Raw genomic sequence first — 21,578 nt, forward strand, 5'->3', positions numbered from 1 at the left:
TAGGCTGAACGGGACAATCAGTTGAATGTCTCTTCAGCAACCAATTAGCGATATGAAGTTTTCTTTAGCCCATCAAGATTCCAAAAGCAAAGCCAGAGCAGGCGTAGTAAAAACTGATCACGGTGATATTCAAACCCCTATTTTTATGCCTGTGGGTACAGCCGCTAGTGTGAAAGCTGTGCATACCCGTGAATTGATAGATGATATTAAGGCGCAGATCATTTTAGGAAACACCTATCATTTATATCTGAGGCCTGGACTCGATGTGCTTGAAAAGGCTGGGGGGCTTCACAAATTCAATGGCTGGGATAGGCCTATCCTCACAGACAGTGGAGGATATCAGGTTTTTTCCTTGTCTGGCACACGGAAAATAAAAGAAGATGGAGTGATGTTCAAATCACATATAGATGGTTCAAAGCATCATTTCACTCCAGAGAACGTCATGGATATCCAGCGAACAATTGGAGCCGATATTATCATGGCTTTTGATGAATGCACCCCTTATCCATGTGAATATGGGTACGCAAGGAATTCTATGGAGATGACACATCGTTGGTTGACCCGATGCATTGATCGTTTGGATTCTACAGGCGGCAAATACGGTTATAGTCAGACACTTTTTCCTATCGTGCAGGGATCTGTATATAAGGATTTGCGCAAGCAAAGCGCAGAGTTTATCGCGTCTACAAATCAGCAGGGAAATGCCATCGGTGGACTATCGGTAGGCGAACCGGCTGAGATGATGTATGAAATGACGGAGTTGGTGACTGATATTCTACCCCAGGACAAACCCCGATACTTGATGGGGGTGGGGACACCAGCCAATATTCTGGAATGTATTGCATTGGGCGTGGATATGTTTGACTGTGTGATGCCAACTAGAAATGCCCGTAATGGTATGCTTTTCACTTCTGAGGGGTTCATCAATATCAGAAACGAAAAGTGGAAGGATGATTTTACAGGTATCGATCCTGCAATCGGAGGTTACGTGAGTACATTCTATTCTAAAGCATATTTGAGACATTTAACAATAAGTAAAGAGATTTTGGCTGCGCAAATTGCCAGTATTCATAATCTGACTTTTTACCTTTGGCTGGTGGGCCAGGCTAGGGAACATATCCTTGCAGGTGATTTTGCCGTTTGGAAAGATCAAATGGTGAAAAAGGTGAGCACCCGACTCTAACTATGAAGTTACTCGACAAACTGATAATCAAGGATTTTCTCAAGACCTACTTTTTCGTGGTGGTCATGTTGATTCTGGTAGTGTTGGTTTTGGATTTTACTGAAAAAAATGACACCTACATCAGAAATGATGTGCCTTCAGGAGAGATCCTTAAGTACATGGCTAACTACGGCTTGTATTTGAATAATCTACTAACTCCGATTACAGTCTTTATTTCAGTCATTTTTATCACCTCCAAGATGGCAGGAAGAACAGAGATCATAGCGATTCTAAGCAGTGGGGTGAGTTTCATGAGAATGCTAAGACCTTTTCTCTTTGCTGCCAGCATGATCGGGGGAGCGAGCTTTTTATTGAACGGCTGGGTTTTGCCAGGTGCGACTGCTGGTGTGACAAAATTCCGAATGACTTATCTGGACAAAGTCAAAACATCTTCGGAATCAAACCTTCATCTCCAAGTCGGTACGTCTTCCTTTGCCTATTTAAGCCGATTCTTTACCACTGGCAATACAGGGCATAATTTTACTTTGGAGACAATCAAAGACGGGGAATTACTGGCTAAACTTTCTGCGGACCGGATAGAATGGGATACGGCCAAACGTGTCTGGACGCTTCACAATTGGAGACTGCGCGAATTAAAAGAGCGTAAAGAAATTTATACAGTAGGGAAAGACCTCGATACTACCCTTTCAATTCGTCCGGAAGACTTCGACTTGCCCGAAAAGCACCATGAGACGTTAAAACTTCCCGAATTAAGTAGGCAGATTAAAAAATTGGAAGAGCGGGGAGCGGATAATGTGGGCTTCTACAAAATAGAGCGTTATGTGCGGTTCATGTCACCTTTTGCAGCAATCATTCTGACCTTCATAGGAGTGATCATGTCGGCCAGGAAAACACGTGGAGGTTCCGGTTTTCAGATTGCCATGGGATTTTTACTCGCTTTTGTTTATATCATTTTGTTTATTCTTTCCAGGACTTTCGCTGAAAACGGTGCCGCATATCCGATTTTCGCGGTCTGGCTACCTAATATCATTTTTGCTGTAACAGGACTTTTGCTTTATAAAACTGTGCCCCGCTAAAATGAATGCCACAATCAAGGATTACTTAATGCTTCATTTGATTGTACTCATCTGGGGGTTTACAGCTATTTTGGGATTGCTGATCAGTTTGCCGGCTATTGAACTTGTGTTTTATAGAACATTGATCGCCGCAGTAGGAGTTGCCGGGCTTTTCCTGCTCAAAAGGGAAAATCTACTCATATCCCTTCCTGAGATGATCAAAGTGACCGGGGTTGGTTTTGTGATTGCGATGCATTGGATTTTGTTCTTTTGGTCTATACGTGTTTCCACAGCTTCTGTCTGTTTGGTAGGAATGGCTACTATCTCGCTCTGGACAGCATTTGTGGAGCCGTTATTCAACAGAACCCGAATCAAATGGTATGAAGTAGGGCTTGGATTAGTGGTGATTTCCGGCTTGTTGGTGATTTTCAGTTTTGAATCGGGCTATTGGTTGGGATTGAGTATGGCATTGGCCTCAGCCTTTTTTGGCGCAGTCTTTTCAGTGTTGAACGGTAAGCTTACGCATAGACATAACCCCTATCAGATTACTTTCTATGAAATGGCTGGAGCTTGTCTGTTTACGATACTCTTTATGCCTGTTTATTCCAGTTTTCTGGCCGAGGGGGGATTGAATTTTACCTGGGTTGGCTATGATTGGTTCTGGCTCTTTGTGCTTGGTGGGATTTGCACCGTTTATGCTTTTTCGGTTTCGGTGGAATTGATGAAGAGATTGCCCGTGTTTTCCATTAATCTGACGGTGAATCTGGAACCTGTTTATGGAATAGTACTGGCAGTGCTTATTTTTGGAGAAAGTGAAAAAATGACCCCTCAGTTTTACTTGGGGACAGGGATCATTTTGATATCGGTACTGAGCTATCCCGTTTTGAATTACTTGAATAAACGGAGAAAACCTGTACGGCCACTGGGATGATAAAAATCTAGAGCGTCGTAATATCCTTTAAGGTGTCCAGAGCCTTAGTTAATTCCTCATTTGATTTTTCCTATTTTTTCGATCAGTCTGTCTTTAGAAATAGATCGGATGTGAAAAACCATCAATTCGGACCCCAGTTTCAAACCATTCTCTTGAGATGGTTCTAGGATAGGGTTTCCCTGATAGTTTTTGACTTTGGAAGTCAAAGGAGCGGTAATCACCATCTGCAGGGATTTATTCAACAGATTCCCGTTAAGAATGACAATTAATCTTCTACCCACCTGCTTAGACCCTGTCACAGGATTGAGATCCGACATCCAGATCTCACTTTGCCTCATCTTCAATCTGCTTTAAGTAATTGCCCATTCCCTCTTCTGCCACCATGAGAATATCATCGTCTTGAGCTGCCTGCTTATATGATTTAACATATTCAGCTCTCTTTAGATGGCCGAGATAGAGGTTGAGTGCGTTTTCTACCAGTTTATTCTTGGGTAGAGATAGTTTTTCGCCTAATCAGCGAGCATTTGAAGAAGCTCGTCGGGAAGTGTACTAGTGTAAGTGGCTATTATAAATTTACTAGCTTTATTTTCAGTGTGTTACAGTAGTTTTTCAAATTTAAAATACCGATCTTCCCATTCTATTGAAGGTGCTTTTTCCTCAAAAAGCCCAAAAACCGAAGAACCGGAACCCGACATGGCGGCATAGTAAGCGCCATTTTCATATAACCTCTCTTTTATTCTGGCAATTTCGGGATGATTGGGGAAAATGCTGGTTTCAAAGTCATTTACCAGCTCGTTTTTCCATCTGTTTTTATCTTTTAAAACATCTTCAAGCTTTGATTTTGGAATTGTAGGTGTGACTCCCGCATAAGCTTCTTTGGTGCTAATGTGAATTCCCGGATTGATCAAAACCAAATGAGTCCCGGAAAGATCTAAATCTACGGGTATCAGCATCTCTCCTCTACCTCTAACAATTTTTGGCATGTTTCCTATAAAAAAAGAACAATCGCTTCCAAGCTGTGAAGCATATTCTTCCAAGAAGAAATCATCAAGGATCAGATCAAAGAGATTATTCATTAACTTTAATGCGAATGCTGCATCTGCAGATCCGCCGCCAAGACCAGCTCCTATTGGGATATTTTTGTGCAAGTGGATGCTTACGTGAGGCAAGTTTGGAAAGTCTTTTCTTAGTAGCTGGAAGGCTTTGAGGATGAGATTATCTTGAGACTCCCCGTAAATTTTAAGTCCTGTAGTCTCAAAGCTTGTTTTTTTTGTATTGATGATCATTTCCAAAGCATCCATCAGCGGGATGGGGATCATGCAACTTTCTATCTCGTGATACCCGTCTTTTCTTTTAGCAGTGATATGAAGACCTAGGTTAATCTTTGCGTTTGGAAATGAAATCATTGAATTTGAGGTTTGATCAAAATTAGAATAAATTTTAGGGGAATAATGATTTTCTACCATTGATAATTCGGTAAAAAATCTAGCATTTGTTGAAGTAAATGTGGTATATCATTTTTCTTATTAAAAAAAAGAGAATAACTTTTGTTAAAAGTTGAAGAAATCGAAAATCAGTACAAAATTTTGAGAATTGAAATTTTGAACAAATCATTTGCTGGGAAACAGGGGAAAACTGAGGGTGGTGTAGACTTATATTTTGAAAAAATAAAATTTTCATACATTTTTTATCTGGAATACTTGAAAAATGTAAAATTAAATATTGTAAGTCTGAAAATTCGGTTTTAAGTTTGTCCTGTACTTCGGCATAGCGTCGAAGCCAAGCTCGAAAAACAGTATGTATAAAGTAGTCATTTTGCTAAGCGTAATTATTCTCATTGGATTTTAAATGTGAGGCACTAGACTATTCTTTATAATGAAATAAAAAAAAATCTGAAGTGCCTCACTAACCTGAGGCACTTTTTTTATACCCCCATGAATATGACCCTGAAAAAACACAGTTGGGAAATAAGTGACAATCCTGAACATCCGGCAGGCATGGCAATGTTGTATGCCACGGGAATGAGTGACAAGAAAATGAAACAGCCATTCGTAGGGATAGCGAGTTGCGGTTATGAGAGCAATCCCTGCAATATGCACCTGAACGACTTCGCCGGTCTGATCAAAACCTCCTCACAGGAGTATGATCTGACCGGTTTAGTTTTTAATACCATCGGTATTTCTGATGGGACTACTATGGGTACATTGGGAATGCGCTATTCTTTGGTCTCCAGAGAAGTCATCGCCGATTCCATAGAGTCGTTTGTCATAGGACATTCTTTCGATGGCTGTGTGGCAGTTGCGGGATGTGACAAGAATATGCCGGGAGCATTGATGGGGATGATCCGCACGGACAGACCTGGCATTTTGGTGTATGGAGGGACGATAGCTTCGGGTAATTACAAGGGTGAAAAACTGAATATAGTGTCTGCTTTTGAGGCTTTTGGTAAGCGGGTAAATGGAAATATCTCAGATGAGGACTATGATGGCGTCATCCGCAATGCCTGTCCCGGGAAAGGCGCTTGTGGTGGAATGTACACCGCGAATACCATGTCTTCAGCTATAGAAGCAATGGGAATGTCTCTTCCTTATTCTGCCTCCTATCCTGCAAATTCTCCGGAGAAACTCAGAGAGTGTCGAGAGGTGAATAAATACATGAGAATACTCTTGGAAAAGGATATTAAACCAAGTGATATCATTACCAGAAAAAGTATTGAGAATGCGGTTACCGTTGCAATTGCTTTGGGTGGGAGTACAAATGCAGTAATGCACATCATCGCAATAGCAAGAACAGCGGGTGTTGATTTTACTATTGAAGATTTCAAAGCCATCAACGCAAAAACCCCTATGATCGGTGATTTCAAGCCATCTGGGAAATTCATGATGGAAGATCTTCATGAGCAGGGTGGTGTTCCGGCGTTTATGAAGTACATGCTTCTTAACGGTTTCTTACATGGGGACTGTATGACTGTAACAGGAAAAACGTTGGAAGAAAATCTGAAGGATGTAGAGCCGGTCACGGTCTCTATGGTGAATGTAATTCATCCCTTAGAAACACCAATTAAAGCTACGGGGCACTTGTGTATCCTCGATGGAAATTTAGCTCCAGAAGGAGCTGTCGCCAAAATCACAGGTAAAGAAGGTAGTTCATTTACGGGTCCCGCTCACGTATTTGATTCTGAACAGGAAGCGAATGATGCGATCCGTGATCATAAAGTGCAAAAAGGTGAAGTTCTCGTCATCCGAAATATAGGGCCAAAGGGAGGTCCGGGGATGCCAGAAATGTTGAAACCTACTTCTATGATTATAGGAGCTGGATTGGGGTCAGATGTAGCTTTGATTACAGATGGCAGATTTTCTGGTGGTACCCATGGATTTGTGGTGGGACACGTTACTCCCGAGGCATGGAGTGGTGGTCCAATCGGCCTGGTGCGGAATGGAGATATTATCACCATAGATGCGGATAGATTGAAGCTCTCCGTGGCGGTCTCTGATGAGGAATTGGCCGAAAGAAAGAAATCCTGGAAGCAAAAGGACGTTTCTGACTTGCAGGGGACATTAAAGAAATACAACAAATTAGTATCTACCGCATCCGAAGGTTGCGTAACAGACAAATTCTAAGCCCATGAAGGATTCAATGATAAGAGGAGCTGACATAGTTGTTAGGTCTCTCATTGCCGAGAATGCGGAAATAATCTTCGGATATCCCGGAGGAGCGATCATGCCCGTTTACGACGCATTACATGATTATCATGACGAGCTAAGGCACGTGCTCACACGCCATGAGCAGGGAGCGATTCACGCAGCTCAAGGTTATGCGAGAGTCTCAGGGAAAGTCGGCGTTTGTCTGGCTACTTCGGGGCCAGGGGCGACCAACTTGATCACAGGGATGGCTGATGCACAAATTGATAGTACGCCATTAGTATGTATTACCGGGCAAGTAGCTTCACATTTGCTGGGTACTGATGCATTTCAGGAAACTGATGTAGTGGGAATATCAATGCCGGGCACTAAGTGGAATATCCAGGTAAGACGTGTGGAGGATATAGCCCCCGCCATCGCCAAAGGATTTTATATCGCTAGATCAGGAAGACCAGGGCCTGTGCTAATTGATATTACCAAGGACGCACAGCAGGATTTTGGCCAATTCAATTATCAGCCTTGCTTGGGCTTTAGATCTTATAGAACACATATTCCGATAGAAAAAACTGCTATTCAAGAGGCTTCTTTCTTGATCAATATGGCTAAGAGACCTTATGTGCTTTTTGGTCAAGGAGTTGTATTGGGGCAGGCAGAGGCTGAACTAAAAGCATTTTTGGAAAAGTCAGGTATTCCGGCCGCGTGCACCTTGTTAGGCTCGGGAGCGTTGTCAGAGGATCATCCAAATTATGTAGGAAAACTTGGGATGCATGGAAATTATGCCCCAAATTTGCTGACTAATCAGTGCGATATATTGATCGCTGTGGGCATGAGATTTGATGATCGAGTGACCGGCGACTTGAAGCGTTATGCAAAGCAGGCAAAAGTGATTCATTTGGAATTGGACCCTGCAGAGATCAATAAAAATGTAAAGTGTGAAGTAGCTGTGTTAGGGAGCTGTAAGGATAGTCTGGCGTTGTTGACAAGCGCGGTAAAGGAGAATTCTTATCCGGAGTGGATGGCTAAGTTTAAAGAACTGGCTGATCAGGAAAGAGCGACTGTTATCGATCCAGACTTGACTCCGACAAAGCCTGGTTTGACTATGGGTGAGGTGATTCACCAGATCAATAAATATAAAGCTGATGATGCGGTGCTCGTAACTGACGTTGGACAGCACCAGATGATTTCTTGGAGATATTTCAATTACAAGAAACCAAGGACGCAAGTCACTTCTGGCGGCTTGGGAACTATGGGATTTGCGCTGCCTGCAGCTTTAGGGGCTCAGATGTACGACTTCTCCAGGCAGGTGGTATGTGTTGTCGGCGATGGAGGCATACAGATGACTATCCAGGAATTGGGGACCATCATGCAGACCAAAGCTCCTGTAAAGATTGTGTTGCTCAACAATAATTTCTTGGGTATGGTGAGGCAATGGCAGCAAATGTTTTTTGACAAGCGCTACTCGTTTACTGAACTTGACAATCCTGATTTCATCAAAATAGCTGAGGCATATAATATTCAAGCTCAAAAAGTCACCGAACGTGGTGATCTTCAGGAAGCAATTGAGGATATGCTCATTCACGATGGTCCATATTTCCTCGAAGTGGTAGTGGAAAAAGAAGATAATGTATTCCCAATGATTGCCACTGGCTGCTCAGTGGAAGAGGTTAGACTTAGCTAAACCAACTCTATGAAACGATATACTATATTCGTTATTACCGAAAACTTCATCGGTATTCTTAATCGCATCACTATTATTTTTACCCGAAGAGGTATCAATATCGATGCACTCACTGCTTCTGAAAGTCGATTGGAAGGAATCCATAGAATAACAATCGAGGTCACCGCTTCAGAAGATACGGTGATTCAGCTAGTCAATCAGATAGAGAAAATCATCGATGTGATCAAGGCATTTTACCATGAAGATGAAAGCGTTGTGTATCAGGAGATCGCTTTGTACAAAATTCCTGTGTCACGGCTAGATGGTGGATTGGAGAAAATCATTCGCCAGCATAATGCAAAGATTATCGCTGCTGAGCCAGATTTTGTAGTTCTGGAGCTGACTGGTCACAAGGAGCAGACCCAGGAATTGCTTGAAATCCTGAAAGGCTACGGACTTCTGGAATTTGCCAGATCAGGTAGGGTGGCTGTCGCCAAAAGAATGCTGACAATCGACAGTTTTGTCAAATAAAATAAACCAAAAAAGGGATTCCGCAGGAACCTATTAAACACTAGTAATAAATAACAAAAGCTCATGAAATTAAAATTCGGCTCAACAGAAGAAAACGTAGTAACTAGGGAAGAATTTCCATTGGAAAAAGCAAGAGAAGTGCTTAAGGACGAAGTGATCGCAGTATTAGGTTATGGCGTTCAGGGTCCAGGTCAGGCACTTAACCTGAAAGACAACGGTTTCAACGTGATTGTAGGTCAGCGTAAAGGTTCCAAAACCTGGGACAAGGCTGTAGCTGATGGCTGGGTTCCTGGCGAGACACTTTTCGAACTGGAAGAAGCTTGCGAAAAAGGCACAATTCTTCAGTTCCTTCTTTCTGATGCAGGTCAGATTGCTCTTTGGCCAACAGTAAAAAAACACCTTACTCCAGGTAAAGCTTTGTATTTCTCCCATGGTTTCGGTGTGACATACAAGGATAAAACAGGTATCGTTCCTCCAGCTGACGTAGATGTGATCTTGGTAGCACCTAAAGGTTCTGGTACTTCACTGAGAAGAATGTTTGTAGAGGGTAGGGGCTTAAATTCTTCTTACGCAATCTATCAGGATGGAACTGGCAAAGCGAAAGATCGTGTTGTAGCTCTTGGTATCGGTGTAGGATCAGGATATTTGTTCGAGACAGATTTCTATCGTGAAGTAACTTCTGATTTGACCGGAGAAAGAGGTACCTTAATGGGAGCAATCCAGGGTATCTTTGCAGCTCAGTATGAAGTGTTGAGATCCAACGGCCACACCCCGTCTGAGGCTTTCAATGAGACAGTGGAAGAATTGACCCAGTCATTGATGCCATTGGTAGCTGAAAACGGAATGGATTGGATGTATGCTAACTGCTCTACTACAGCACAAAGAGGAGCTTTGGATTGGTGGAAGCCATTCAGAGATGCTACCAAGCCAGTATTCGAAGAATTATATAACAGTGTAAAGACTGGACAAGAGGCTCAGAAGTCAATTGATTCTAACTCTAAAGCAGATTACCGAGTGAAATTGGAAGCTGAATTGAAAGAATTGAGAGATTCTGAAATGTGGCAGGCAGGTGCTGTCGTCCGTCAGTTGAGACCAGAAAATAATTAACACAAAACCCCCGAGAATTATGAGTGAGAAGCTATGGATATTTGACACTACCCTGAGAGATGGGGAGCAAGTACCCGGGTGTCAGCTGAATACCCAGGAGAAAATTGTGGTAGCGAAGGCACTAGAAGAACTAGGTGTAGATATAATTGAGGCAGGCTTTCCAATTTCTAGTCCAGGAGATTTCAATTCTGTGGTCGAAATTTCAAAGGCTGTATCCAACCCGATTATCTGTGCCCTCTCCAGAGCTGTAGAAAAAGATATCGAAGTAGCGGCTCAATCCCTCAAATTCGCGAAAAAGGGTCGTATTCATACTGGAATCGGTGTTTCACCTTACCATATTCAATACAAACTGCGCTCCACACCCGAGGATATTATTGCTCGGGGTGTAGCTGCAGTGAAGTTTGCAAGGCGGTTTGTAGACGACGTGGAGTTTTACGCTGAAGATGCAGGTCGTGCAGAAGCAGACTTTCTGAATAAAATCATTGAGGAAGTGATCAAGGCGGGAGCTACAGTGGTGAATATTCCCGATACTACGGGATATACCCTTCCAGAGCAATACGGGGCTATTATCGCAAGTTTGAAGAATAATGTGCCAAATATTGACAAAGCAATCATTGCTACACATTGCCATAATGACCTAGGTATGGCTACGGCCAATACAGTATCTGGCGTTCAGCATGGTGCCCGCCAAGTGGAAGTTACTATCAATGGTATTGGGGAAAGAGCTGGGAATACCTCTCTAGAAGAAGTGGTGATGGCCATTAAATGCCATAAAACAATCGACGTTCATACCGATATTGTTACACCTAGAATTTACAACACTAGTCGTTTGGTTTCCAAATTGATGAATATGCCAGTACAGCCAAATAAGGCTATTGTAGGCAGAAATGCATTTGCACACTCATCAGGAATTCATCAGGACGGTGTGTTGAAGCATAGAGAAAATTACGAGATCATTGACCCTAAGGACGTGGGAGTTGGTGAGTCAACCATCGTGTTGACAGCAAGATCTGGAAGAGCTGCCTTGAAACATCATTTAGATGCATTAGGTGTAGAATTGGAAGGGGAAGCCCTTCGGGATGTTTACGAAGAATTCTTGATTTTAGCAGATAGCAAGCGTGATATCGGTCGTAAAGATCTTATGGGCTTGGTAGGTAAATTTGTGACGGATTCAAATTTTATTGAATTGGGTAAAGTCACTTATTCATCCAATGGAACTATTCAAGCTCAGGTTGAAATGAAAATCGGAGACGAATCCCATACTTCTACAGCGCATGGAAATGGCCCAGTAGATGCAGTTTTGAAAGCGATCGACAAGATTGCCAAGCCAGCTGTAGAACTGGAGGAATTCCTAATCCAAGCCATTACCCATGGAAGCGATGATGTGGCGAAAGTTCACATGAGATTAATCAAAGGAGACAAGCCTTATTATGGCTTTGCCTCACATACAGACATCGTATTGGCTTCAGCTCAGGCCTTTGTAGATGCACTCAATAAAATACCGGTCAAAGAATACGCGACCGCATAATTATGGAAAAGACAACATTATTTGATAAAATCTGGGATGCTCACGTAGTGAAATCCGTTCCGGCTGGCCCAGATGTATTCTTCATCGATAAGCATTTTATCCATGAAGTAACTTCTCCGGTAGCTTTCCTAAACTTGGAAAAGCGGGGGATAGGAGTAAAAAATCCAAGCAGAACAGTAGCTACGCCTGATCACAATGTACCCACGGTAGATCAGGATAAAACTATCAAGGACAAACTTTCCCGCATGCAGGTGGAAAGGCTTCGTGAGAACTGTGCAAAATACGGTATTGAGCTTCACGATTTGGGTTCTGCGCATCATGGCATCGTCCATGTAATCGGCCCAGAGCTAGGCATAACTCAGCCAGGGATGACGATCGTTTGTGGTGATAGCCATACTTCAACCCACGGTGCTTTCGGGGCAATTGCCTTTGGAATCGGTACTTCTGAGGTAGAAATGGTTTTGGCAACACAGTGTATCATGCAGTCCAAGGCTAAGAAAATGAGAATTACCATCGATGGAGTAGCTGGACCAGGTGTGACTTCCAAAGACTTGATTCTTTATGTGATTGCTCAGATCTCTGCCGCTGGTGCTACTGGGTACTTTGTTGAGTATGCAGGTTCTGCGATCCAAAGTCTTTCCATGGAAGCGAGAATGACTGTGTGTAACATGTCCATAGAGATGGGTGCGCGTGGAGGCTTGATCGCCCCGGATGAAACTACTTTCGAATATCTTAAAGGAAAACAATATTCTCCAAAGGGTGAAGAGTGGGACAAAGCTGTAGCTTACTGGAAAACGTTAAAGACAGATGAGGGTGCGGTTTTTGACAAAGAATATCACTTCGATGCAGCGGATATCGAGCCGATGATCACTTACGGTACCAACCCAGGTATGGGAATAAAAGTGCTTGGAAATATACCGACTACAGACGGAATGGAAGGAAGCAATAAAACTTCTTACCTAAAATCTTTGGCTTATATGGGCTTTGAGCCTGGTGAAGCTATAAAAGGTAAAAAGGTTGACTTTGTTTTCGTAGGTTCTTGTACCAACGGAAGAATTGAAGATATCCGTTCTGTGGCTGCTTTTGTGAAAGGCCATAAGAAAGCTGAAAATATCACTGCTTGGATCGTTCCGGGTTCCCGTGAAGTGGAGAAGATGGCACATGAGGAAGGCTTGGTTAAAATCCTTGAAGAAGCTGGATTTGAACTTCGTCAGCCCGGTTGTTCAGCATGTCTGGCAATGAATGATGATAAAATTCCTTCTGGAAAATACGCAGTATCCACTTCTAACAGAAACTTTGAAGGCCGTCAGGGACCTGGAGCACGTACTATGCTCGCATCGCCTTTGACTGTAGCAGCCGTCGCTGTCAAAGGCGAAATCTGCGACCCAAGAGAAGTGTTTCTAAATTAGAATTATGATGTCAGAAGTTTGAGGTAGGGTCTTGTCGTTTTTTAAACCCAAGAATCCACAACCTTCCAACCTTCTTACATTCCAACCTTTGAACCAGTTTAAAAAATGGCTTACGATAAATTTACTGTACTCACTAGTACGGCGGTTCCTTTACCGACTGATAACGTGGATACAGATCAGATCATTCCTGCCCGATTCCTGAAAGCTACTGAGCGTGAGGGATTCGGAGACAACCTTTTCCGTGATTGGAGATACGATGTGGAGGGAAATCCCAAAAAGGATTTTGTCCTGAACGACCCTACTTACAGCGGCAAAATCCTTGTTTCCGGCCGTAATTTCGGTTCTGGTTCCAGCCGCGAGCATGCTGTTTGGGCTATTTATGACTATGGATTTAGATGTGTGGTTTCTAGCTTTTTCGCAGATATCTTCAAGAATAACTGTCTTAATATTGGTGTTTTGCCAGTGACAGTTTCTCCAGAATTTGCAGATAAATTACTTGAGACGATCACTGCAAATCCTGAAACCACGATTACGGTAGACATTCCAAATCAGAAGATCACGTTGGACTCCACAGGAGAATCTGAATCTTTTGATATCAATGAATACAAGAAAGACAACATGCAAAATGGTTTCGATGATATCGACTATCTGTTGAATATGTCGGATGAAATCGATGCTTTTGCAGCGAATAAATAAGTGAAAATGACTGCAGGGAAGCGCATTGAAATAATGGATACTACGCTGAGGGATGGTGAGCAGACCTCAAGCGTCTCCTTTTTGCCTTCTGAAAAGCTGCAAATCGCCAAACTTTTGCTGGATGAATTGAAGGTGGATCGTATAGAGGTGGCTTCAGCGAGAGTTTCAGATGGTGAACTGGAAGGAGTGAAGAAAATCACTCACTGGGCAGAAGAGAAGGGGTATCTGGATAAAGTAGAGGTTTTGGGTTTTGTGGATACACCTACTTCTGTAGATTGGATTCTTAATTCCGGAGCCAAAGTGATGAATTTATTGACCAAAGGTTCTTATAATCACCTGATCCATCAACTGAAAAAAACTCAGGACGAACATTTTGCAGATATTCAAAAGAGTGTAGCCTATGCTCAGCAAAAGGGCATAGCAGTCAATGTCTATCTGGAAGACTGGTCAAATGGCATGCGCAATTCTCCGGAATATACGCTGGCATTGATTGAGTTCTTAACTACCCTACCTGTGAAAAGGATTATGCTTCCTGACACGCTGGGATTACTTTCTCCTGAGGAAACTAAAGCGTTTTTCATCCAGATTTCTGAGAGGTTTCCTGATGCACACTTCGATTTTCATGCACATAATGATTACGATCTTTCTGTGGCCAACGTCATGGAAGCGATTATGTACGGAGCATCAGGAATACACACCACGGTAAATGGGCTAGGTGAAAGAGCCGGAAATGCTCCTCTGGAGTCGGTGATCGCTGTAATTAAAGATTTTACAGACCTGCAGATTAATGTGCAGGAGCAGAAAATCTACCGGGTAAGTAAGCTGGTAGAACAATTTTCGGGTCAGCATATCCCAGCAAATAAACCGGTAGTTGGAGAAAATGTCTTTACCCAGACTGCCGGGATTCATGCTGATGGAGACAATAAGAAGAATCTTTACTTCAACGATCTCCTGCCTGAGCGATTTGGCCGTCAACGGAAGTATGCCTTAGGCAAAACATCCGGCAAAGCCAATATCCTCAAAAACCTAGAGGAACTGGGAATTTCTTTGGAAAAGGATGAACTCACCAAAGTGACCCAGCGTATCATCGAGCTGGGAGACAAAAAGGAACGGGTTACCACGGAGGATTTGCCTTACATCATTTCTGACGTCTTGCAGAACAATTCCATCTCTAAGAATATCTTTATTGAAGGCTATCACATGACTCATTCTCATGGTTTGAAGCCCTCTGTGCAACTTCGCTTAAATATTTACGGTAAATCTTACGATGCTCATGCTTCTGGAGATGGGCAATACGATGCGTTCATGCGAGCGGTAAAAGAAATTTACAAATCCAGAAAAAGACAGCTCCCTAAATTGATCGACTACCATGTTTCTATTCCTCCAGGAGGAAAGACAGATGCTTTTGTGGAAACTGTCGTGACTTGGGATTATGGTAAAATATTTAAAACGAAAGGGCTGGATCCCGATCAAACAGTGGCTGCGATGATGGCCACAGAGAAAATGCTAAACATCGTCGAATCTTTTAATCAAACACCAACGAAAGAAGAATCCAAGTTTTATGGAAATGAATATCGCGCTGTTGCCGGGTGACGGCATTGGACCTGAAGTAATCGACCAGGCTGTGAAAGTAGTGAAAGCTATAGGCCAGAAATTCGGACACAACATCACTTTTAAAGAAGCTTTGGTAGGAGCTGCCGCTATTGATGCAACCGGCGAACCTTATCCGGATTCAACGCATGAAATTGCTGCAGCTTCTGATGCTGTGCTTTTCGGAGCGATCGGGGATCCGAAATATGATAACGATCCTAAAGCGAAAGTTCGTCCGGAGCAAGGACTGCTTTTGATGCGTCAGAAATTGGGCTTGTTTGCCAATGTACGCCCGACGTTCACTTTTCCATCTTTGGTGCATAAGTCTCCTTTGAAACTTGAAAGAGTAGAAGGAGTTGACTTTGTCTTCTTCAGAGAATTGACGGGCGGAATCTACTTTGGAGAGCCAAGAGGTAGAAATGAGCAGGGGACTAAAGCTTTTGATACCAATGTTTATAGCAAGCATGAGATTGTTCGTCTTGCGAGAATGGGCTTTGAGGCTGCGCAAAAAAGAAGAAAAGTATTGACTTGTGTTGACAAAGCGAATGTCATGGCTACTTCCAGACTTTGGAGAGAGACAGTACAAGAGCTAGCTTCAGAATATCCAGACGTAAAAGTAGAATATGAATTTGTAGATGCAGTAGCAATGCGGTTAATTCAATGGCCAAAAGCGTATGATGTCTTGATTACCGAGAACTTGTTCGGAGATATTCTGACTGATGAAGCTTCTGTGATCTCTGGATCTATGGGCTTGATGCCATCTGCTTCTCTTGGCACATCGATCAAATTATTTGAACCAATTCATGGCTCTTATCCTCAGGCAGCAGGAAAAGACATTGCCAATCCTTTGGCGACAGTTCTTTCTGCAGCAATGATGTTTGAGTATGCTTTTGATTTGAAAGATGAAGCCCAGGCGATTTCTGACGTAGTAAATCTATCTCTTGAGCAAGGATATGTGACCGAAGATATTGCTGATGGTGGCAAGTCCTATAAAACCTCAGAAGTTGGAGACTGGTTGGCCGCAAAGATATTGGCTTAATATGATTTTGACTGTTCGGGATTTGTAATCTCGAACTTCACCAGAAAAACCACCTTGAGAGAGGTGGTTTTTCTATTCCGCACTGAGGTACAGAGAGGAGTTTACAATCACCTGATTCTATAACTCATGATCTGGAGTCCATAATCATATTCCTCAGCTTTGAGGAGTTCCAGTTTGAAGTCCTTTTTTGAGTTTCCAAAGAGTCGAACGCCCTGCCCTAGTACCAGTGGGTTAAGTTTGATTTTCAACAGGTCAATTTGGCCATGATCCAGAAGCCAGCCTGCAAATTGTCCTCCGCCGCACAGGTAAATATCCGTGCCGTCTTGCCTTCTGATTTTTTCAATTTCCCCAATGTGTATTGGCTTGACATGAAGTTTCGGTTCTGGATTTTCAAATGTCAAATTGCCGGAAAATATGTAATGCTCCATATGCGGATAAGCAAGTTGTCCGGCTTTCAGTCCAAACTTATAGCCGAATTCATAGGTCTTTCTTCCCATAATGACCGTGTCATAATCGGCCAGATCCGTAAAATATTTATCGACCCCGTTTCCTTCTCCATTAAACCCACTTATATCACCATCCGGCCCGGAGATAGAACCGTCTAGTGAAACGGCTACGTAATAGATGATTTTTCTCATTTTTCAAGGGGGTTAACAACAATTCCTGAAGGATAAGTAAATATCATGGATACAACAATCTTGATAAGCGCCTGACCGATCTATTTTATCAACTCTTTTCATATGGAAATTGCGGCTATTATTTCAAAACATCTGTTATAATGCGAAGATATTGGCTTGAAATAGAGATGTTTCAAAAAAAATAGCTATCCAGGATTTGTAATCTCGAACTTCATTAAATGACCACCTCGGAATGGCTGGTTTTTTTGGATTCAATAGTTATGATAACCTTGTACTAACCTTTCATTTACAAGACCTTATTATATTTGGTAATCAACAAAACACCTTTTGATATGAAATTTCTTTCTCTAATTTTTGTGATTATTATTTTAAGTTTTGCTTCCTGTAAGCCTGCTGAGAAAGTTGAGGAATCTTCCAAACAATGGTATAAGGGAAATCTACATACTCATTCCTACTGGTCTGATGGGGATGATTATCCTGAGATGATCATGGATTGGTATAAGTCACATGATTATGATTTTGTTGTTTTGTCTGATCATAACACGCTGGCTGAAGGGGAGAAATGGAAGTTGATTCCAAAATCTCCTTCCCATGAAATTGGATTTCAGAAGTATTTGGATAAATACGGGGAAGGAGTAGTCTATCGGGAGGATTCAGCAGGAAGAATTGAAGTAAAATTGAAAACCCTCGCAGAATATGCACCAATGTTTGAAGAAGAAGATGAGTTTTTGATAATTCAGTCGCAGGAATTGTCGGAGAGTTTTGAGAAGAAACCGCTTCATATGAACGTGACCAATATTCAGAAATTGATTCCTGCAGAAGGAGGGAATTCGGTTGTAGAAATACTACAAAATGGTCTAGATCGGGTAAAAGCACAGCGGGATTCAACCGGCGTTCCTATGTTTTTGCATATCAATCATCCGAACTTCATCTGGGCGATTACTCCAGAAGATATGATAGAATTGAATGGAGAACGTTTTTTCGAAGTATATAATGGTCATCCACAAGTAAATAATTACGGAGATTCACTTCGTCCGAGCATGGAAGTGCTTTGGGATAAAGTCCAGGCGGCATATCTGCAGGCTAATAAGCCGCTTCTGTACGGTTTGGCAGTCGATGACGCACATAATTATCATGTTTTTGATCAAAATAGCAGCAATCCCGGTCGTGGTTGGGTGATGGTTTTATCAGAAAGTCTAGCTCCTGCTTCTTTAATCAAGGCAATGGAGAATGGTGATTTTTATTCAACTACAGGGGTGGCTTTAAATGGGATTGAGTTTGATGGCGAAACTTTATCAGTTGCTGTGAAACCTGAAAAAAACATTACTTATACAATTCAATTCTTTGGCACAAAAAAGTCAAATCCTTTAAAGAGCGGAATTATTCTGAAAGAAATCAATGGAAAGAAAGCTGCATATTCGCTCGAAGAAGATGATATGTACGTCCGTGCAAAAATCATTTCCTCCAAGCCAAAGGAGAATCCGTATCAAATAGGTGATACAGAAATGGCTTGGACACAACCTGTGAAAGCGAATTGATTGCAATTATTGGGTAGGTGAAAGATTTGATAAAAATTGCCCCTAATTTCATACTTCAAACCACAAATCTTTAATTCATTGCAATCCCGTCCATTCTCGTATCTTTTTACTATTACTTATTTCGGTGCCCGGTACAAGGGCTGGGCTCCTCAACCTAACCAGCCTACGGTACAACGACGGTTGGAGCGAGTGATTCGGCACGTGCTCGGTCACGAGGATTTTTCCCTGATCGGGGCTAGTCGTACAGATTCTGGTGTTTCTTGTTTAAGTGGCTACGTACAGCTTTTCCTGCGCAAAGAAGTAGAAATAAGCTCATTTCTACTTTTATTCAATGAGCACCTTCCTCAGGATATTCGGCTGAATTCTGTGGAGGAAGTTTCGGCAAATTTCAATCTGATCCACGCTGTCCAGCAGAAAACCTATAGATATTATTTCGCTAATTCTTCTGAATTTCACCCCTTTGCGTCTGCCTTTACGGTAAATGTGAGCGGAGACTTAGATTTGGATTTGATGAAGGAAGCATGTCAATTATTTGTTGGTGAGCACGATTTCAAAGGCTTTTGCAGACCCTCGGAAAACAAAACGGATTATGTGCGTGAAGTGCTTTCAGCTGGAATTCTTGCTACAAAAGAATTTCTCGGCCAGTTTTTCCCTACGAAAATTTATTGTTTCCAAATCACTGGTACAGGCTTCCTTCATCATCAGGTAAGGGTCATGATGTCAGCCGTCTGGAAAATAGGAAAGGGGGAAATGGAGATGTCTGAGATTACCCAGCGATTCGGGTTTCCTGATGAATTTGAAAAATTACCCCCTGCTCCCGCAAATGGGTTAGTGCTTTGGGAGACGGTATTAGATAAACTTTAAGGTTTTAACGTGATGCAAGTCTTCAGAGATGTACCTATAAAATGCGGTCTTTAGACTAGGTAATTTGATTCATAGAAGTATGAAATGCCTTCCACTTCACTCAGACAGATGACAACCTTCGAGAAGATTTCTCAGTCCCACCTTCTTTGGAATAAGAATTCAAAGCTTCAGTTCAAACACATAATCATCCATCTTGTACCCTTTTCCGATGTCTATGACTTCTTCTTTGATTTTTACAAAGCCTAAGTACTCATAAAAAGAAATGGCGCTTTGGTTGTATTTATTGACATTTAAGAGCAGACTTATCTGATTGTTTGCCAGAGCAATCTCTTTTACTTTTTTGATTAATAATTTGCCTATCCCTTTTCCCTGAGCCGTTGGTAGAATATAGATTTTATGGATTTTGGTTTTTCTGGGTTCTAGATTCACTTCGATTCCAGTGAAACCCAGTTTTTCGCCATTTTCTTCCGCCATAAAGAATAGATATCCATCGTTGACCTGTTGTTTCAAGGTCTTCGGGCTATACATCCAATTGAGCATGTATTGTATTTGTTCAGCGCTTAATATTTCTCCAAACGTGTCTGGCCAAGTTCTTTGGGCGATGGATTGGATATGAATTAGATCTTGTTCGGATATTGGAACGATGTTAACCATTAATAGAATTGCTCAGTTAAAATATAAAAATAGCAAAGCCGACCTTTCGAAAAAAGGCCGGCTTTTATAAACGCATATTGGAAAATTATACCTTATCCGGTTCAGGATGAGTATACCCCTTTCTGTAGGGTCTTCGTAATCGCTCAGTAGCTTCCTTATCCCCTAGTACTGTCATTGTTTTTGGATCATATCTTAATGCCCGACCGCCCAAATCCATAGAAATATTTGCCAAAATGCAAGCAGCGGTGGAAATATGTCCTTCTTCAATATCCGCTATAGGAAGAGAATTAGTCTCAATCGCCTTCAACCAATTTTGCATATGAAGCCTGGTGGCAGGAGCCGCATTGAGCTCTATATCCGGCTCATTCACATCTTCAGGATATTTTTCCCGTTCGAAAAGACAGTCAAAATGGATTGGTTTTTCTTCTTTATCCAGAGGAATATAATCAGCTTGCATCGTACTGCCGGCCAACATTCCCTTTTCTCCAAAAATCTTAAAGGCCCAAGGGTAGTCGGGATCGTCTGGGGTTCCCCAGGTTCTATGCTGCCAAACGACATTCAATTCAGGGTATTCAAATATCGCTGACTGCGTGTCTGAAATAGTTGATTTGCCTTCTTTTTGAACATAGATCCCGCCAGTGGATGTGATCTGCGTTGGCCAACCTAGCTTTAACATCCACCGAACAGTGTCCAGCATATGTACACACATGTCACCGGTGATACCATTTCCATATTCTATAAATGTTCTCCACCAGCGCTTGTGCGGAATTCCATCATAGGGTCTCAATGGTGCAGGTCCTGTCCATAAATCATAATTGAAAAAGTCAGGGACGGGCTCCACAGGCGGATTACCATTTGCCCGCATATGGAAATAGCAGCACACTTCCACATGGGAAATCTTACCAAGCTTACCACTATCAATGATTTGTTCCTTGGCATCGATCAAATGCGGGGTGCTTTTGCGTTGGGTTCCCACTTGTACCACTTTATTATATTTTCTTGCTGCTGCCACCATTGCCTCCCCTTCTATTACATCCACGGAAATCGGCTTTTGTACATAGACATGGGCACCAGCTTTAAGTGAATCTATACATTGGAGGGCGTGCCAATGGTCCGGGGAGCCGATTAGTACAAATTCAGGCTTTTCTTTAGCCAAAAGTTCTTTGTAATCTTCGTAAAGTGCGGGCACTTTTCCTGACTTCTGGCGGGCTGCTACCATGTCTCCGGCAGCTTTCAGCATGTTTTTGTCCGGATCACAGAGTCCGACTACTTCCACATCTGCTACTTGTATCAAACGAAAAAGGTCAGATTTGCCATACCAGCCAGTGCCGATCAAAGCTACTTGAAGTGGCCCTTCCCGATCTTTGAAGTCCATTCCTAACAATCCAAAACTGGCAAGCGTGGCCAAGGCAGATGAGCCTTTGAGAAAATCTCTACGGTTTAATGAATTCATTATGTAAAGGGTTGAGGTTTATTGTAGCACATAAGTTACAAAAACACAAACCCTTAGCAACAAG

19 protein-coding genes are annotated in these 21,578 nt (G+C 42.3%); 14 read left to right on the forward strand and 5 right to left on the reverse strand.

Annotation, left to right across the window (positions count from 1 at the left end; translation table 11 throughout):
• The first annotated feature begins 52 nt into the window (after window positions 1–52).
• From tgt to AS141_RS21110, 3 genes are read left to right on the forward strand one after another with little or no spacing between them, the layout of a single operon-like run.
• Window positions 53–1,183, forward strand: a complete 1,131-nt coding sequence (gene tgt / locus AS141_RS21100; protein ID WP_057939721.1) for a tRNA guanosine(34) transglycosylase Tgt — start codon at window positions 53–55, stop codon at window positions 1,181–1,183.
• Window positions 1,184–1,185: 2 nt separating this feature from the next.
• Window positions 1,186–2,259, forward strand: a complete 1,074-nt coding sequence (locus AS141_RS21105; protein ID WP_057939722.1) for an LptF/LptG family permease — start codon at window positions 1,186–1,188, stop codon at window positions 2,257–2,259.
• A gap of 1 nt (window position 2,260) precedes the next feature.
• On the forward strand, window positions 2,261–3,169 hold the full coding sequence (locus AS141_RS21110; RefSeq protein ID WP_057939689.1) for a DMT family transporter: 909 nt from the start codon (window positions 2,261–2,263) through the stop codon (window positions 3,167–3,169).
• Between the two features lie 56 nt (window positions 3,170–3,225).
• Here the strand turns inward: AS141_RS21110 and AS141_RS21115 are convergent, their stop codons facing one another.
• Both AS141_RS21115 and ispE read right to left on the reverse strand, forming a co-directional pair.
• The gene (locus AS141_RS21115) at window positions 3,226–3,507 is read right to left on the reverse strand and encodes a type II toxin-antitoxin system PemK/MazF family toxin (protein WP_057939690.1); all 282 of its coding nucleotides are present in this window, start codon (window positions 3,505–3,507) and stop codon (window positions 3,226–3,228) included.
• 258 nt (window positions 3,508–3,765) lie between these two features.
• Window positions 3,766–4,575, reverse strand: coding sequence for a 4-(cytidine 5'-diphospho)-2-C-methyl-D-erythritol kinase (gene ispE, locus AS141_RS21120; RefSeq protein WP_057939723.1), 810 nt, complete (start codon window positions 4,573–4,575; stop codon window positions 3,766–3,768).
• A 534-nt stretch (window positions 4,576–5,109) separates the two neighbouring features.
• Between ispE and ilvD the strand changes: the two genes are divergently transcribed.
• The 9 genes from ilvD (at window position 5,110) to leuB (ending at window position 16,367) form a co-directional block, all read left to right on the forward strand.
• Complete coding sequence (gene ilvD / locus AS141_RS21130) at window positions 5,110–6,789, forward strand: dihydroxy-acid dehydratase (RefSeq protein WP_057939692.1); 1,680 nt, start codon at window positions 5,110–5,112, stop codon at window positions 6,787–6,789.
• A gap of 4 nt (window positions 6,790–6,793) precedes the next feature.
• Window positions 6,794–8,488 (forward strand): biosynthetic-type acetolactate synthase large subunit, encoded by a 1,695-nt coding sequence (ilvB, locus tag AS141_RS21135; protein WP_232424977.1) that lies wholly within the window; start codon window positions 6,794–6,796, stop codon window positions 8,486–8,488.
• 9 nt (window positions 8,489–8,497) lie between these two features.
• Window positions 8,498–8,998, forward strand: a complete 501-nt coding sequence (ilvN, locus tag AS141_RS21140) for an acetolactate synthase small subunit (RefSeq protein WP_057939693.1) — start codon at window positions 8,498–8,500, stop codon at window positions 8,996–8,998.
• A gap of 63 nt (window positions 8,999–9,061) precedes the next feature.
• Entirely contained in the window at window positions 9,062–10,105 is a 1,044-nt protein-coding gene (gene ilvC, locus AS141_RS21145) for a ketol-acid reductoisomerase (protein WP_057939694.1), read from the forward strand.
• Window positions 10,106–10,124: 19 nt separating this feature from the next.
• On the forward strand, window positions 10,125–11,633 hold the full coding sequence (locus tag AS141_RS21150) for a 2-isopropylmalate synthase (protein WP_057939695.1): 1,509 nt from the start codon (window positions 10,125–10,127) through the stop codon (window positions 11,631–11,633).
• 2 nt (window positions 11,634–11,635) lie between these two features.
• The gene (gene leuC / locus AS141_RS21155; RefSeq protein WP_057939696.1) at window positions 11,636–13,042 is read left to right on the forward strand and encodes a 3-isopropylmalate dehydratase large subunit; all 1,407 of its coding nucleotides are present in this window, start codon (window positions 11,636–11,638) and stop codon (window positions 13,040–13,042) included.
• Between the two features lie 105 nt (window positions 13,043–13,147).
• The gene (gene leuD / locus AS141_RS21160; RefSeq protein WP_057939697.1) at window positions 13,148–13,738 is read left to right on the forward strand and encodes a 3-isopropylmalate dehydratase small subunit; all 591 of its coding nucleotides are present in this window, start codon (window positions 13,148–13,150) and stop codon (window positions 13,736–13,738) included.
• Window positions 13,739–13,744: 6 nt separating this feature from the next.
• The gene (locus tag AS141_RS21165; RefSeq protein ID WP_057939698.1) at window positions 13,745–15,331 is read left to right on the forward strand and encodes an alpha-isopropylmalate synthase regulatory domain-containing protein; all 1,587 of its coding nucleotides are present in this window, start codon (window positions 13,745–13,747) and stop codon (window positions 15,329–15,331) included.
• The gene (gene leuB, locus AS141_RS21170; RefSeq protein ID WP_057939699.1) at window positions 15,300–16,367 is read left to right on the forward strand and encodes a 3-isopropylmalate dehydrogenase; all 1,068 of its coding nucleotides are present in this window, start codon (window positions 15,300–15,302) and stop codon (window positions 16,365–16,367) included. The genes AS141_RS21165 and leuB overlap by 32 nt, the downstream gene beginning before the upstream one ends.
• Window positions 16,368–16,474: 107 nt before the next feature.
• Here the strand turns inward: leuB and AS141_RS21175 are convergent, their stop codons facing one another.
• The gene (locus AS141_RS21175) at window positions 16,475–17,005 is read right to left on the reverse strand and encodes a dihydrofolate reductase family protein (protein WP_057939700.1); all 531 of its coding nucleotides are present in this window, start codon (window positions 17,003–17,005) and stop codon (window positions 16,475–16,477) included.
• A 332-nt stretch (window positions 17,006–17,337) separates the two neighbouring features.
• Here AS141_RS21175 and AS141_RS21180 point away from each other — a divergent pair, with 332 nt between their 5' ends.
• Window positions 17,338–18,543 carry a CehA/McbA family metallohydrolase domain-containing protein gene (locus AS141_RS21180; protein ID WP_057939701.1) on the forward strand — a complete coding sequence of 402 codons (1,206 nt, stop codon included), beginning with the start codon at window positions 17,338–17,340 and terminating at the stop codon, window positions 18,541–18,543.
• Window positions 18,544–18,621: 78 nt separating this feature from the next.
• On the forward strand, window positions 18,622–19,407 hold the full coding sequence (truA, locus tag AS141_RS21185; protein ID WP_057939702.1) for a tRNA pseudouridine(38-40) synthase TruA: 786 nt from the start codon (window positions 18,622–18,624) through the stop codon (window positions 19,405–19,407).
• A 159-nt stretch (window positions 19,408–19,566) separates the two neighbouring features.
• Here truA and AS141_RS21190 read toward each other — a convergent pair whose 3' ends face one another.
• The gene (locus tag AS141_RS21190) at window positions 19,567–20,061 is read right to left on the reverse strand and encodes a GNAT family N-acetyltransferase (RefSeq protein ID WP_057939703.1); all 495 of its coding nucleotides are present in this window, start codon (window positions 20,059–20,061) and stop codon (window positions 19,567–19,569) included.
• Window positions 20,062–20,146: 85 nt separating this feature from the next.
• Entirely contained in the window at window positions 20,147–21,514 is a 1,368-nt protein-coding gene (locus tag AS141_RS21195; protein WP_057939704.1) for a Gfo/Idh/MocA family oxidoreductase, read from the reverse strand.
• Window positions 21,515–21,578: the final 64 nt, after the last annotated feature.

The sequence above is a fragment of the Algoriphagus resistens genome (genome assembly GCF_001442615.1).
In the GTDB taxonomy this organism is placed as follows: Bacteria; Bacteroidota; Bacteroidia; order Cytophagales; family Cyclobacteriaceae; genus Algoriphagus; species Algoriphagus resistens.

Excerpts from the sequence above, each read along its gene's own strand:
- tgt (WP_057939721.1), top strand. The coding sequence starts at position 53 with ATGAAGTTTTCTTTAGCCCATCAAGATTCCAAAAGCAAAGCCAGAGCA.
- AS141_RS21105 (WP_057939722.1), top strand. The coding sequence starts at position 1,186 with ATGAAGTTACTCGACAAACTGATAATCAAGGATTTTCTCAAGACCTAC.
- AS141_RS21110 (WP_057939689.1), top strand. The coding sequence starts at position 2,261 with ATGAATGCCACAATCAAGGATTACTTAATGCTTCATTTGATTGTACTC.
- AS141_RS21115 (WP_057939690.1), bottom strand. The coding sequence starts at position 3,507 with ATGAGGCAAAGTGAGATCTGGATGTCGGATCTCAATCCTGTGACAGGG.
- ispE (WP_057939723.1), bottom strand. The coding sequence starts at position 4,575 with ATGATTTCATTTCCAAACGCAAAGATTAACCTAGGTCTTCATATCACT.
- ilvD (WP_057939692.1), top strand. The coding sequence starts at position 5,110 with ATGACCCTGAAAAAACACAGTTGGGAAATAAGTGACAATCCTGAACAT.
- ilvB (WP_232424977.1), top strand. The coding sequence starts at position 6,794 with ATGAAGGATTCAATGATAAGAGGAGCTGACATAGTTGTTAGGTCTCTC.
- ilvN (WP_057939693.1), top strand. The coding sequence starts at position 8,498 with ATGAAACGATATACTATATTCGTTATTACCGAAAACTTCATCGGTATT.
- ilvC (WP_057939694.1), top strand. The coding sequence starts at position 9,062 with ATGAAATTAAAATTCGGCTCAACAGAAGAAAACGTAGTAACTAGGGAA.
- AS141_RS21150 (WP_057939695.1), top strand. The coding sequence starts at position 10,125 with ATGAGTGAGAAGCTATGGATATTTGACACTACCCTGAGAGATGGGGAG.
- leuC (WP_057939696.1), top strand. The coding sequence starts at position 11,636 with ATGGAAAAGACAACATTATTTGATAAAATCTGGGATGCTCACGTAGTG.
- leuD (WP_057939697.1), top strand. The coding sequence starts at position 13,148 with ATGGCTTACGATAAATTTACTGTACTCACTAGTACGGCGGTTCCTTTA.
- AS141_RS21165 (WP_057939698.1), top strand. The coding sequence starts at position 13,745 with ATGACTGCAGGGAAGCGCATTGAAATAATGGATACTACGCTGAGGGAT.
- leuB (WP_057939699.1), top strand. The coding sequence starts at position 15,300 with ATGGAAATGAATATCGCGCTGTTGCCGGGTGACGGCATTGGACCTGAA.
- AS141_RS21175 (WP_057939700.1), bottom strand. The coding sequence starts at position 17,005 with ATGAGAAAAATCATCTATTACGTAGCCGTTTCACTAGACGGTTCTATC.
- AS141_RS21180 (WP_057939701.1), top strand. The coding sequence starts at position 17,338 with ATGAAATTTCTTTCTCTAATTTTTGTGATTATTATTTTAAGTTTTGCT.
- AS141_RS21190 (WP_057939703.1), bottom strand. The coding sequence starts at position 20,061 with ATGGTTAACATCGTTCCAATATCCGAACAAGATCTAATTCATATCCAA.
- AS141_RS21195 (WP_057939704.1), bottom strand. The coding sequence starts at position 21,514 with ATGAATTCATTAAACCGTAGAGATTTTCTCAAAGGCTCATCTGCCTTG.